The sequence below is a fragment of the Paenibacillus sanfengchensis genome, assembly GCF_036864765.1.
GTDB classification, from domain to species: Bacteria; Bacillota; Bacilli; order Paenibacillales; family Paenibacillaceae; genus Fontibacillus; species Fontibacillus sanfengchensis.
In genome coordinates, this window is the sequence record NZ_JBAGJC010000002.1 from 142,586 (window position 1) to 155,272 (window position 12,687).

The 12,687-nt window shown below is 53.4% G+C and carries 13 protein-coding genes; all 13 read right to left on the minus strand.

Annotation, left to right across the window (positions count from 1 at the left end):
• Positions 1 to 30: 30 nt before the first annotated feature.
• Entirely contained in the window at positions 31 to 453 is a 423-nt protein-coding gene (gene fabZ, locus V4U84_RS04070) for a 3-hydroxyacyl-ACP dehydratase FabZ (RefSeq protein ID WP_334072183.1), read from the minus strand.
• 357 nt (positions 454 to 810) lie between these two features.
• Positions 811 to 1,014 (minus strand): DNA-directed RNA polymerase subunit beta, encoded by a 204-nt coding sequence (locus V4U84_RS04075; RefSeq protein ID WP_334072184.1) that lies wholly within the window; start codon positions 1,012 to 1,014, stop codon positions 811 to 813.
• A 10-nt stretch (positions 1,015 to 1,024) separates the two neighbouring features.
• Positions 1,025 to 1,843 (minus strand): flagellar hook-basal body protein, encoded by an 819-nt coding sequence (locus V4U84_RS04080; RefSeq protein WP_334072185.1) that lies wholly within the window; start codon positions 1,841 to 1,843, stop codon positions 1,025 to 1,027.
• 27 nt (positions 1,844 to 1,870) lie between these two features.
• A complete protein-coding gene (locus V4U84_RS04085; protein ID WP_334072186.1) occupies positions 1,871 to 2,773 on the minus strand; it encodes a flagellar hook-basal body protein in 903 nt (300 codons plus the stop codon).
• Between the two features lie 111 nt (positions 2,774 to 2,884).
• Positions 2,885 to 3,883 (minus strand): rod shape-determining protein, encoded by a 999-nt coding sequence (mreB, locus tag V4U84_RS04090; protein ID WP_334072720.1) that lies wholly within the window; start codon positions 3,881 to 3,883, stop codon positions 2,885 to 2,887.
• 219 nt (positions 3,884 to 4,102) lie between these two features.
• Positions 4,103 to 4,387 (minus strand): sporulation transcriptional regulator SpoIIID, encoded by a 285-nt coding sequence (spoIIID, locus tag V4U84_RS04095; RefSeq protein ID WP_114497259.1) that lies wholly within the window; start codon positions 4,385 to 4,387, stop codon positions 4,103 to 4,105.
• A 209-nt stretch (positions 4,388 to 4,596) separates the two neighbouring features.
• Positions 4,597 to 5,367 (minus strand): M23 family metallopeptidase, encoded by a 771-nt coding sequence (locus V4U84_RS04100; protein WP_334072187.1) that lies wholly within the window; start codon positions 5,365 to 5,367, stop codon positions 4,597 to 4,599.
• A gap of 98 nt (positions 5,368 to 5,465) precedes the next feature.
• Positions 5,466 to 6,821: a stage II sporulation protein D gene (gene spoIID / locus V4U84_RS04105; RefSeq protein WP_334076809.1), complete on the minus strand. Its 1,356-nt coding sequence runs from the start codon at positions 6,819 to 6,821 to the stop codon at positions 5,466 to 5,468.
• A 577-nt stretch (positions 6,822 to 7,398) separates the two neighbouring features.
• Positions 7,399 to 8,739, minus strand: a complete 1,341-nt coding sequence (gene murA, locus V4U84_RS04110; RefSeq protein WP_334072189.1) for a UDP-N-acetylglucosamine 1-carboxyvinyltransferase — start codon at positions 8,737 to 8,739, stop codon at positions 7,399 to 7,401.
• A 252-nt stretch (positions 8,740 to 8,991) separates the two neighbouring features.
• Entirely contained in the window at positions 8,992 to 9,243 is a 252-nt protein-coding gene (locus V4U84_RS04115) for a DUF1146 family protein (protein ID WP_334072190.1), read from the minus strand.
• Between the two features lie 422 nt (positions 9,244 to 9,665).
• The gene (locus V4U84_RS04120; RefSeq protein ID WP_334072191.1) at positions 9,666 to 10,076 is read right to left on the minus strand and encodes a F0F1 ATP synthase subunit epsilon; all 411 of its coding nucleotides are present in this window, start codon (positions 10,074 to 10,076) and stop codon (positions 9,666 to 9,668) included.
• A 60-nt stretch (positions 10,077 to 10,136) separates the two neighbouring features.
• Positions 10,137 to 11,537 (minus strand): F0F1 ATP synthase subunit beta, encoded by a 1,401-nt coding sequence (atpD, locus tag V4U84_RS04125; RefSeq protein ID WP_334072192.1) that lies wholly within the window; start codon positions 11,535 to 11,537, stop codon positions 10,137 to 10,139.
• Positions 11,538 to 11,747: 210 nt separating this feature from the next.
• Positions 11,748 to 12,611 (minus strand): ATP synthase F1 subunit gamma, encoded by an 864-nt coding sequence (atpG, locus tag V4U84_RS04130; protein ID WP_334072193.1) that lies wholly within the window; start codon positions 12,609 to 12,611, stop codon positions 11,748 to 11,750.
• Between the last annotated feature and the right edge of the window lie 76 nt (positions 12,612 to 12,687).

Sequence of the window (12,687 nt, forward strand, 5' to 3'; positions counted from 1 at the left end):
CGGTATCTAGATACGAATTTCAAATCCCATTTAGGATAACGCAAACATAATTTCACCCTCTGCGACAATTTTATCATCGACTTTGGCGACCGCGTGTCCCTTGCCAATCGATCCCTTCATTCGGGTAATCTCCACTTCGAGCCGGAGCGTATCGCCCGGAAAAACCTGTCCGCGGAAGCGGAAGCCATCCAGACCGGCCAAAAAGCCGATCTTCCCCTTATTGCTCTCCACGCTCAACATCGCCGCCGCGCCCACCTGGGCCAGGGCCTCCGTAATCAGTACGCCGGGCATCACGGGAAAACCGGGAAAATGCCCGGCAAAGAACGGTTCATTGACTGTCACGTTCTTGATCCCTACCGCTCTTTTGCCTTCCTCCATCTCAATAATCCGGTCCACGAATAGAAATGGCGGCCGATGAGGAATGATCTCCTGAATTTGCTTCGTATCGAGCATTATGTAATACCTACCCCTTTCCATTTGTAAGCTGTTGTAAGCTGATTTCATTTTGGTTGTTGGCCTGTTTGGGCCTCGGTCATTTTTCGTATAAAAGATACGGCGTGCGGCTACACTGATAGTATCCTCCGCATCTGCAGAAGCGGAGGTTAAGATAAGGGGCTTATCCGCAGACGGTTTACCCGCGTGCGGATCAAGCCCTTTTGATGTTCAGCGCGCACATTCCTCCATCATTATACATTTTATGACCCGAAAAAGAAAACTCCCGTTCCCGGGAGTTTCATCCAATCCATGCATTCGTTTTCTTCTATTTATAAGGCGATAAAAATCCAGCATTAATGTTCTTGGAAAAACCGGTCATGATGCAAAGACCAGATCAAAAACATGCTTCCATGTGCTCCATTGCAAAATCCCGGAAAGCTCTTGCTTACCCAGTACGACATAACCGATCGCGGCGCCCCCGACCAGAGCGATGACCAGAAACAGCAGAATCAGAAGCATCCGGAGGACGATGATCCACCCGCTGCGTTTCGCCGCAGACGAGGTATTCTCTTGGGTCATGATGGTCCACCTACCCGCGCAAGTTATTCGCCAAGCCCATCATCGTCTCGCTGGAGGTCAATGCCCGGGCGGCAAGCTGATAAGCGCGCTGCACTTGCATCATCTCAGCCATTTCATCAGTCAGATTGACGTTGGAGCCTTCCAACGCGCCTTGCCGAAGCGCGGCTTGCTGTCCCTGCGGCAGTGTCGTCGTATCCGCCAGAACATCCGCCTCAACCGCCCCGGCAGCCAAAGCATAGAGATTTCCGTCAACAGATTTCAGGGCGTCCGGACGAAGCGGCGTCATCAGTTGAAAGCGTCCGAGCGCGGTTGCCCCCGCCTCAGTCACGGCGCTAATATTGCCCCGAGGATCCACCTGCAGTTTGGCGCCGGACGGAACCGCGATGCGATCCCCATTCGCATTCAATACATAGTGCCCCAGCTTGGTAACAAGGTAGCTGGATTCCGGATCGTTCGGATCCGGCTGGATGTTGAAATCGCCTCCGCGCGTATAGGCCTTTCCTTCCGGTGTCAGTACCGCAAACAAAGCATCCCCCTCGATGGCGAAATCCGTCGGATTGCCGGTCTCTTTAATCGACCCTTGGGCAAAGTTGCTGGTAATCGAAGTTACCCGCGATCCGAAGCCCATATCGAATCCGAGGGGAGTGGCTCTCCCGGGTAAATCCATTTTGGAAATCTGTTGCTTCACCCGGGTCAGCGTATCTTCAAAAGAAGCTTCCTGTCGCTTGTAGCCCGTATTGTCCAAGTTCGCGATATTGTTCGAAATCACATCCAGGCGCTGCTGGATTCCGTTCATCGAAACCATCGCACTGATCATGGAGTTGTTCATGAGGCACCTCCTTGGTTAAAGCCTGGTTTATACGCGTCCGATTTCATTAACGGCCTTCTCCAAGCTCTTATCGTAAAATTGAATAACCTTTTGATTCGATTCGTATGCGCGCTGTGCCGCCAGCAGGTCCACCATGGCCTGGGCCGTGTCGACATTGGATACTTCAAGATAACCTTGACGTACCTGCACTCCTTCCACCCCTTGCTGAGGAAGAGGCTGAATGTCCGCAACCTCCGGATCCTGAGCTCGGAAGACACCGTTACCGTCCCGCACCAATTCTTGCGGCCGGTTGACTATGGAAACCCCAAGCGTGGCGACATCGACTCTGGCCCCAGTGTCGTCATACGTGAACAAGTTGCCCAGCGCATCGCATTGCAACTGCTCCAGCGACTGTCCTTGCGCAAGTACGATAGGGTTACCTTGGCTGTCGAGCACGCGCTGCCCGGACGAAGTCAGCAACTCACCGGTTGCGGTCACCGTAAAGTTGCCGTCCCGAGTGTAACGTACTTCATCATTATTGTCCATGACCGCAAAGAAAGCTTCCGGACGATAGATGACTTCGCCGTCTTCATTCACGTATTTCCCCGAGGCGTCGAAAGGGATCGGCTCCCCTGTCGTCGGGTCGTTTAAACTGAGGCTGGACATAAGCGCGAAATTCGAAGCCTTGCCCGTTTCACGCAAATCCCCCTGTACATAAGAAGACATGCTTTCTTCCGCAAAAACGCCCGTTGTCAATTTACCGATACGCTTGGCGTACCCGGACTGCTTGTCACCCATCAAAGAAACCAGCATATCCGGAAAAGAGCGGTTTACCGAATTCACTTGCTTGTACCCCGGAGTGTTGATATTTGCGATATTCTGAGTCACCGTGTCATGCCGCCGCTGCTCCGTGATCATCCCGGATGCCGCGGTGTAAAGCCCTCTTAACATGGACAAACCTCCAAACTAAGGTGCCGGCGAATGTTCCGGACCGGATTGATTCATACTATTTATGTCAATCGCAACTCGCGATTTCATTCGTATACCCTTTATATCGGCAGTTTAGAACTTTTTCTTAACTACCCGGTCCAAATTGTCCAGCATGATGCCTGTCCCTTTGACAACGCAGTGCATCGGATCTTCGGCGATCAAAACCGGAACGTGAAGTTCCTCGGCCAACAGCTCGTCCAATCCGTTCAGCAGAGCGCCTCCGCCCGTCAAAATCACGCCGCGGTCGATAATGTCGGCGGACAGTTCCGGCGGAGTGCGCTCCAGCACCGATTTCGCCGCAGTGACAATCGAGGAAACCGGATCGGCCAAGGCCTCCTGGATTTCGGCGGACGTCACTGTAATCGTAAGCGGCAGCCCGGATACCATGTCCCTGCCGCGGATATCCATTTCCGCCACGAGTCCGGACGGGTGAACGGTTCCGATCGCGATTTTGATATCTTCCGCGGTGCGCTCCCCGATCAACAGCTTGTACTTCGTTTTAATATATTTAATGATGGCGCCATCAAACTTGTCCCCGGCGATTTTAATGGACGAAGCCGTGACGATGTCTCCCATCGAGAGCACCGCCACATCCGTCGTCCCTCCGCCGATATCGACAACCATGTTGCCGCTCGGTTCGAATATGTCCATTCCCGCGCCAATAGCGGCGGCTTTCGGCTCTTCCTCCATGAAAACTTCTTTGGCGCCGCTGTGTTCCGCCGCTTCGCGAATCGATTTCTGCTCGACGGACGTAATGTTCGTAGGCGCACAAATCAAAATACGCGGATGGCTGTACCAGCTTCGCCCCCCCACGCGGTCAATGAAATGTTTGAGCATCGTTTCCGTAACTTCAAAATCAGCAATTACGCCGTCCCGCAAAGGACGGATCGCGATGATATTTCCCGGCGTACGGCCGACCATCTTTCGGGCTTCCTCACCGACCGCCAGCACGCGCTTCGCGTCGCTATCGATCGCAACCACAGACGGCTCGTCAAGAACGACTCCCCTTCCCTTGACATGAATCAGCACATTGGCTGTGCCCAAATCAATACCAATATCCTTGCTCATCATCACGATGCTCCCCCAAAACGTATTTTCATGGCTTAGTATATGGTAAAAGCTTCCCCGAATCACGGAGCCGATATTCGACAAAAAAGTCGCAAAAAACTGCAAAACTCGGGAACATTGGATAAAAATCCACATTCTCATACCATATTTAAAAATACCATACTTTGGGGGAGGTGTTCAATCACATTCCTTGGTTTGCAGGATAAATCATCCAATTTCTCTTTAACGGGCCGAGCTAATCACTTCCCGCTTCGATTGTCCTTTCTTCTTGTACTTGATTTTCGTCGCTTCGCCTCCCCGAAGATGCCTGATCGACTTATGATATTCGAGAATGTGCTTGACCTGGTCCGCCAAATCCGGATTGATCTCCGGCAAACGCTCGGTTAAGTCTTTATGCACCGTACTTTTCGATACGCCGAATTCTTTGGCAATGGTCCGAACCGTGTGCCGAGTTTCCACAATGCAGCGACCGATTTTTATCGTCCGTTCCTTGATGTAATCGTGCACGCTCCCGCCTCCCTACTCGAGATAGTTTGGTACATTATATGAGGGGCGTGCCTATATATTCTTTGTTTCCAAGCCTGACAAGCCCGGGCGCGGCCAATTATTTTGACAGAGGGTTTGTCCGAAAGCCCGCATTCCCGGAGAAAACGGAGCGAGCGCATGACAAAAGCGGGGAGCTCGGAGGCTCCCCGCTTTGCGGTTGATCGGCCGTATTATTGATTTTTCGGAAGCACATGGACCGGGTTAACCAGTTCCCCGTTTTCATAAACGGCAAAGTGAACGTGGTTGCCAAGGTCTTTTTCCATCTCGTTCCGGCCGGCGGTTGCAATGACGTCGCCTTGTTTTACCTCGGCGTTCAACTTCGCTTTCACCTCAGCCAAACTTTCATACACGGTCTTCAAATTGTTGGCATGCGTGATTTCTACAACGAAGCCGAGCAGTGGAACCTCTTCCACCCGGGTCACTTTTCCGCTCATCGCGGCGGTGACATCAAACGACTGGTTGTCCTCACGGGCCAAATCGATCCCGGTATTGGCGATAAACGTATCATTGTACTGGACGAGCGCAGCTTCGTGGTCTTCGGCGCTCGCTTCATTGTCGTAAAACGGTTTAACGATCGCCACTTCCGCCGCTTTCGCTACCGGCCAAGCCAAATCCTCGGCGACCGCGGTCGTTTCGACCGCTTTTCCGTTTCCGTCCTTCGTCCCTTGCGCGGTTTTATCCCCGTTCGGCAGGTCCTGACTGCCCGGCGACTCCATGGAATCCGTCACGCTGGCAGGTGTGGAATCCATCGGCTTCTGGCTGGCATCCTGGTAGACCCACACTAAGGTTAGTATAATTGCCGCTGCTGCCATGTACACCGCCGGGTAAACCCATCTCTTGGACAATAGTTTCTTCCATGCGGACGCCGGTACGACCGGTTCTCCCATTGCAATTTTAGGAGATTCCTCATGGGGTTTGTTTTTGTTGTTCTGTTCATTCATTTGCTCATCACCTCAATAACCAGTGTTACCGCGGCCCGAGCTTTTATACTTCGCTTTATATCAATTTTGAAAAATTTCTTAGAGTAAGGGAATCTAAACTATTTCAGCAGATCGGCAGCCCCTTCGAAAGAAATCCCGGTATAGTAGTGTTTGAGAATCTGGGCTGCGGTATGCCCGTTCTTGGCCATCCCGTTCGCCCCCCATTGGCTCATGCCGACGCCGTGTCCGTACCCGTAGGTCGTAATCTTCACGTTCCTGCCGTCCACGTCCAGCCTGAATTGGCTGGAGCGCAGCCCCAGCTTCTCCCGGACCTCCCGCCCGGTATAAGTTTTGCCCCCTACCAGAATTTGTTTAACACGCCTTCCCGAAGTATAGGAGAGAATGCGAAAAAGACGATCCGAGTATTCCGTTTTTTCCGTTCCGCCCCCGGAGACGGGGATAACGGGGACGGATTGGCCCAACTTGCCCAGTACCTCGCTGACGGGAAGCGTGACCGTTACTTCGTTTCTCGGATTCACCCCGGCGTCCCAAGGGCTGGCCACACTGCGAAGATAAGGCACCCGCAGCGACCAGTACTCCTCAGAATTCTCCGTATAGCCCCCGCTCGCCGAAAAAAAGGAGGCCGTAATCGGTTGTCCCTGGTAGGTCATCACGATTCCCTGTGTTTCTTGAACCGCCCGTTCCAGCCTGGCCAGTTGTTCCGTCTTCCCGTCCCGCTTCCACTTCTCCAGGGTTTTCCGGGACAGGTATGCCTGATGGTCTACCGTGTCCTTGACGTCCGCCTTGCCGCCGGGGATGCCGCTCGTATCCCGGGCTGCCAGCCGGCGGACGATAAAGGTGCGGGCCGCGACCGCCTGTGCTTTGAGCGCCTCCAGCTCAAAGTCCGCCGGCATCTCGGCCGCCAGTACGCCGGTCACGTACTGTTCGAGCGGCAGGCTTTCGACGGACCCGGTGCGCGATAGATAGACGCGCACCAGGGTCCGGCCCTCGGCGGGCGAGCCCTCCGCCGGGGCGAGCCGCTCCGCGCCCGCGCCGCCTGCGGCCGCGGGCGTCCGGGCCTGCGGCGGCTGCGCGGCCGCAGGCAGGTGCGGCGCCGGCGGCGCGCCGGTGCGGCCGGCCAGCAGCGCCGGCAGCAGCACCGCGAGCGCGGCCAGCGCCACCAGCGCCGCCAGCCCGGCGGCTAGCGCCCCGCCCTTCCTTCCGCGCCTGCGGAAGGAAGGGCGCAGCGGCGCGCCGGGCGCAAGGCGCATCCGCAGCGGAGTCTCCCCTGCTGCGGGGCCCGCGCTTGGCGGCCCGTGCGTTCCCCCGCGGGCCTCCTCCCCGGGACGGGGCTCCACCCGTGCCGGTTTCGCCTCCTCTTTGGGGACAGCAGGTTCGTCCAGCTTTACCTTAATTCTATTTTTTTCATAGATCAGTTTTTCTCGCGGTTGGACCGGATTTCCTTGCTCCTTCATCTCGCACCTCATCTCCTCCGGATTCTCGCTGCAGCGTTCTGTAGGCTCTGCTACTTCCATTGCTGCGTACATTTGCGGCAACCTAGCTTTTTTGCCGGTACTATTGAATCCCCGATATACTTATAGATATGAGTTTTATCGGATTGCTAGAACTTTTCCCGACCAATAAGCAGGAGTGCGATATGCCACCAGGGAAACTGATAGCTTTCCGCAGAAGATGAGCGCCCCCTGTAATGTAGGGCTTGTTGAATCGATGTGCAAACCGCACCGTCGGCGAAAAATAGCCGCTATTTCTCTCTAATAGGCGACCTTCCATTTCTAATGGACAGAATAGCGGCTATTCCTGCAAATTCGCGGGTTCCTTGCCCGGATTACAGCAATAGCCGCTACTAGGTCCGTTAGGACACAGTAACCGATCCTTTTTGCCGAAATAACTGCTATGGCGTCCGTTACTGCCAAGGCCAGCGTGCGGCTAGGTACTTCCCCTCGCTTCCGTGGCTTTGCCACACAGCAAAAAAGACCACGCAAGAAGCGTGGTCGGGTTTTCTAAACTTATAAAATCATACGTTTCGCGAGATCAAGCCCAGGTTGGCTGGACTTTGAAAAGCGGCAGCTCCTCTTGTACGGGGACTGTTGTTTTCTCGACTGCGGCATCCTTGCTTTCCGTGATCCGCCAAATATCGGCGCCCAGCCCGGACAATTTCTCGGCCAAGTGAACATAACCACGGTCGATATGATGCGTTCCGCTTACTTCCGTTGTCCCGTCGGCCACCAGACCCGCGATAATCAAAGCGGCTCCGGCCCGCAGATCGGTTGCGCACACCTTGGCTCCGCTAAGCTTGGCTCCGCCAGTGACGATCGCGCTGCGTCCTTCTACCTTAATCTCCGCGTTCATGAGGCGGAACTGATCCACATGCATAAAGCGGTTCTCAAAAACCGTTTCGGTCACTACGCTGGTTCCTTCAGAAACCAGCAGCAGCGCCATCATCTGCGATTGCATATCCGTCGGAAATCCCGGATACGGCAAAGTTTTGACATCTACCGCCTTCAAAGGCTTATCCGCCATAACACGTACGCCATTTTCCTGGATCTCCACGCTCACACCCATTTCTTCGAGCTTCGAGATGATGGGTCCCAAGTGATCGGCGATCGCTCCCTCCACGAACACGTTGCCGCCGGTTGCCGCGGCCGCGATCATGAAAGTTCCCGCTTCAACACGATCCGGAATCACAGTGTGCTCCACACCATGAAGCTTCTCGACGCCTTCGATCCGAATCACGCCGGTACCGGCTCCCCGTACGACGGCGCCCATGCCGTTCAAATAATTGGCCAGGTCCACAATTTCCGGTTCCTTGGCGGCATTTTCAATCACTGTAGTGCCTTCGGCCAATGTTGCGGCCATCATAATATTCTCCGTTGCGCCGACACTGGCTACGTCCAAATAAATTTTAGCCCCACGGAGTCTGCCTTGAGATCTGGCTTCAATAAAACCCTGCCCCAGGTTAATTTCCGCGCCCATGGCCTCAAATCCTTTGAGATGCTGGTCGATCGGCCTTGTACCAATGGCGCAGCCTCCCGGCAATGAAATTCTGGTGTATCCCGTTCTGGTCAGCAAAGGGCCCATGACGAGAAAAGACGCCCGCATTTTCCGTACCCATTCGTACGGCGCTTCACAGGAAGCGATAGTTTGCGCATCGACCGTAATCACTTCACGGTCATATGTAACGGTCGCTCCTAGCGATTCCAATACTTTATTTATAGTCATCACATCATCCAAAGGAGGGGCATCGCGTATAATACTTACGCCTTCCTCGCCCAGCAAGGATGCTGCAATGATTGGCAGCACTGAATTTTTAGCTCCGCTAACTTTAACGTTCCCGGCCAAAACATTGCCACCGCGGACGATAAATTTGCTCATCTTGGTTCCCTCCGCGCGTTCATTTTCACCATTTTCCCTAAATTTCATCATATCATCGGTCATTTGAGGCGCACAAGGCTCTAAACCTGTCGAAAAGACGAGTTTTTCCGAGAAAACGGCACTGTCTTCTAGCCAGGAACGTCTAAACGAACTGTAGTCCTTATTCACCATTGTTGACACAATGTTTTGATGTTATTCGACAATCTCCCTCGTCCCTACAGTCTAACACACATATAACCAATGACTTAGGAATCAAAACATATAGCGCAGCATTTGCGTGTAGCCCCAGTACTCCAGCACGAAAGAAGCGACGAACCTTCCTAATACAACGGCAAGCAGCAGTTGAAGCAGTTTGCCTTGCGGCCCCTTCGGTTGCCGGATGAATAAATCGAGCTTGAGGTTTTGCAGCGCCCACCAAGACAGGGCCACACATGCCAGCGATACGAGTATGGCCGTCAAGCCATTCACCCCGACCGATACGGGGACGGACTCGACCGGATTCATAAAGAACTCCCTCCTGTCACGTTATATTTATGCCGCAGTGACCTGATCGGTTAATATAACTCCCCTAATATATCGGATAACGCCTAATAAATTTATAGACCTATATATCATACTTGGCCACGTGATAATAATCCAGTATTTCTTTTGCTTGCAAAGGTTTCCAAATTCATCTATTCTTCTGAAAATTGAATTTTTGGAAGCCTCCGGAATATACCGGCTTATATTTTAGAGGAATGACACGCTTCCAATTGGGATTTGCTGCTAAACCGGACAGCTTTGAGACGTCTTAATGATAATATGGTCAATCCAGGGGAGGGCAATTCCTGAACCCGCGAATTTATGCCCTAGCTCCATACGTCCGGTTTCATCGGGAATCCCTCATAAAAAAAGCCGGGCACCCTCCGGTACCCGACTCCAACTCGCTACTCTTTCGAGCGGCTCGAAACATTGATCCGCGTTACCGCGCGCTGCAGCGCCAACTCCGCCCGGCGGCGGTCGATGGCATCCTGCGTGCTGGCGGACAACCGGCGTTCCGCACGTTCTCTCGCCGCAATGGCGCGTTCCACGTCGATCTCTTCCGGCAGCTCCGCGCTCTCCGCCAAAACAATCGTTTTGTCGCTCTGGACCTCAACAAAGCCTCCATGCACCGCAATGTTCTTCGTTTTTCCTGCGGCTTTCACGACAATCGTGGCTACCTGCAAAGGGGTAACAAAGGGGATATGCCCCGGCAAAATCCCCAATTCCCCTTCCAATCCGCGGACCGTCAGGCTCTCGACCTGTTCGGAGAATACGACATGCTCCGGTGTGACGATTTCCAATAAAAAGGTACTCACTTTCATCCCTCCTGTTTCGTGGGACGTTCATTTCTGAAGCATCCGCGTTAACGGTGCGTATTAGAGATTTTTCGCTTTTTCCACAGCTTCTTCAATCGGACCGACGAAGAGGAAGGCTGCTTCAGGAAGATTGTCGTGCTTGCCGTCCAAAATTTCCTTAAAGCTACGTACGGTTTCAGCGATCGGCACATACTTCCCTTTAAGGCCGGTGAACTGTTCAGCAACGTTAAATGGCTGCGAAAGGAAGCGTTCGACCTTCCGGGCACGGGCTACAAGCAGCTTGTCATCCTCGGACAATTCGTCCATGCCCAGGATGGCGATAATATCCTGCAGCTCTTTGTAACGAGCCAAAAGTTGCTTAACGCCTTGCGCTACATTGTAATGTTCTTCGCCGACGATTTCCGGAGTCAGAATCCGGGAGCTGGAAGCCAGCGGATCCACGGCAGGGAAGATCCCTTTCTCGGAAATTTTACGCTCCAGGTTCGTCGTTGCGTCCAAGTGGGCAAACGTCGTTGCAGGAGCCGGGTCCGTATAGTCATCCGCAGGCACGTAAATCGCCTGGATCGATGTAACCGAACCTTTTTTGGTCGACGTAATCCGTTCCTGAAGCTGGCCCATTTCGGTCGCAAGCGTAGGCTGATAACCTACCGCAGAAGGCATCCGGCCGAGCAAGGCCGAAACTTCGGAACCCGCTTGCGTGAAACGGAAAATGTTATCGATAAAGAGCAGCACGTCGCGGCCTTCCTGATCGCGGAAGTACTCAGCCATCGTCAAACCGGTCAATGCGACACGCAAACGCGCGCCTGGAGGTTCGTTCATTTGTCCGAACACCATCGCCGTTTTTTCAATAACGCCGGATTCCGTCATTTCCATATAAAGGTCATTACCTTCGCGGGTACGTTCCCCTACGCCGGCAAATACCGAAATACCGCCATGTTCATGGGCGATGTTACGGATCAATTCCTGAATCGTTACGGTTTTACCTACGCCCGCACCGCCGAACAAACCGATTTTACCGCCCTTGGCATAGGGAGCCAGCAGGTCGATAACCTTAATCCCGGTTTCCAGGATTTCGGCTTGTGTCGACAAATCCTCGAATTTCGGCGGCTCGCGGTGGATCGGATTACGCAGAACCCCGTCAATTTGACCTTTGTTGTCAATGGTGTCCCCAAGCACGTTGAAAACCCGGCTAAGCGTGACCTCACCTACAGGAACGGAGATCGGAGCACCCAAGTCCTCGGCTTCCGTACCGCGCACCAAACCGTCCGTCGACGACATCGCGATACAACGGACCAGGTTGTCGCCCAGATGGTTGGACGCTTCCAGAATCAGATCGCCTTTCCCATCCTCCGCGTTTTGATTCATAATTCTGATGGCGTTAAAGATTTCCGGCAGTTGACCGCGGTCAAACTCGATATCAACAACCGGACCCATTACGCTAACAACGCGTCCTTTGTTCATTTTTTTCGTTCCCTCCTAAAAGTTTTGCGGGGCACATGAAAAAGTTCACAACAAAACTACTCGGAAGTTCATCCCTGAGCTTTGCCCATCCGCAAACTGTATTCAAACCGTATAAGGCCGTGAAAGATCCTTGAAGCCTGCCTATCCAATAAGGGAAGAAGTTCTGCTTCAAGGAATCTCGCGGCTTGTTGCTACCAGAACCGAGCGTAATTAGCCTTGCGCGTTCGCGCCTGCCACAATTTCCGTGATCTCCTGGGTAATTGCCGCTTGACGCGCGCGGTTGTACGTCAGGGTAAGCTCGTTGATAATCTTCGTGGCATTTTTCGTCGCACTGCCCATCGCCGTCATTTTCGCAGCAAGCTCACTCGCTTTGCCTTCCAGAAGAGCGCTGAAAATCAGTGTTTCCGCATATTTCGGCAGCAGCACTTCCAGAACGGCTTCCGGCGATGGCTCGTATTCCACCTCAGCCTTGACTTCATGGTTTTGTTCCACTTTGTCGAATGGAAGCAGTCGGTCCACGGTCGGCCTTTGGGTGATCGCATTGATAAACCGGCTGTAGCAGAGATAGACCTCATCATACTGTTCAAGCTCAAAGCCCTGAACCGCCGCATAAGCCAACGCTTTAATGTCGGCGAATTTAGGCGTATCAGACAAATCGGTGACCGATTCGACCACCGGAAGTTCCCGGCGGTTCAAATAATCGCGGCCTTTCCGCCCGATCACAAACAAACCGTACTCCTCCTTGGAAGCATGTTTGCTCTTGATCTCATCCATGACGGTACGAAGCAAGTTCGCATTGTAACCCCCAACCAGTCCGCCGTCGGATGTGATCACGATGTAGGCCGTACGCTTAATCTCCCGCGAAACAAGCATCGGGTGAGAGACGCCGTCCGAGCCGGACGCAATGCTGGTCACGACTTCTTTCAACTTCTCAACATACGGGCGTGATGCCTGCGCTTTTTCCTGAGCTTTTCTCAGTTTGGCCGAAGCCACCATTTCCATCGCTTTCGTGATTTGACGGGTATTCTGAATGCTCTTGATCTGGCGTTTTATTTCGCGAATCCCTTTTGCCATGATTTCACCACCTTCAAGTTTTGGCGAAGCCAAAACTACTTCGTAAGCATAAGCTTAACTTTGGCGAAGCCAAAGT

Coding starts and splice junctions, on each gene's coding strand:
- fabZ (WP_334072183.1), bottom strand. CDS start 453: ATGCTCGATACGAAGCAAATTCAGGAGATCATTCCTCATCGGCCGCCA.
- V4U84_RS04075 (WP_334072184.1), bottom strand. CDS start 1,014: ATGACCCAAGAGAATACCTCGTCTGCGGCGAAACGCAGCGGGTGGATC.
- V4U84_RS04080 (WP_334072185.1), bottom strand. CDS start 1,843: ATGAACAACTCCATGATCAGTGCGATGGTTTCGATGAACGGAATCCAG.
- V4U84_RS04085 (WP_334072186.1), bottom strand. CDS start 2,773: ATGTTAAGAGGGCTTTACACCGCGGCATCCGGGATGATCACGGAGCAG.
- mreB (WP_334072720.1), bottom strand. CDS start 3,883: ATGATGAGCAAGGATATTGGTATTGATTTGGGCACAGCCAATGTGCTG.
- V4U84_RS04100 (WP_334072187.1), bottom strand. CDS start 5,367: ATGAATGAACAGAACAACAAAAACAAACCCCATGAGGAATCTCCTAAA.
- spoIID (WP_334076809.1), bottom strand. CDS start 6,821: ATGAAGGAGCAAGGAAATCCGGTCCAACCGCGAGAAAAACTGATCTAT.
- murA (WP_334072189.1), bottom strand. CDS start 8,739: ATGAGCAAATTTATCGTCCGCGGTGGCAATGTTTTGGCCGGGAACGTT.
- V4U84_RS04115 (WP_334072190.1), bottom strand. CDS start 9,243: ATGAATCCGGTCGAGTCCGTCCCCGTATCGGTCGGGGTGAATGGCTTG.
- atpD (WP_334072192.1), bottom strand. CDS start 11,537: ATGAACAAAGGACGCGTTGTTAGCGTAATGGGTCCGGTTGTTGATATC.
- atpG (WP_334072193.1), bottom strand. CDS start 12,611: ATGGCAAAAGGGATTCGCGAAATAAAACGCCAGATCAAGAGCATTCAG.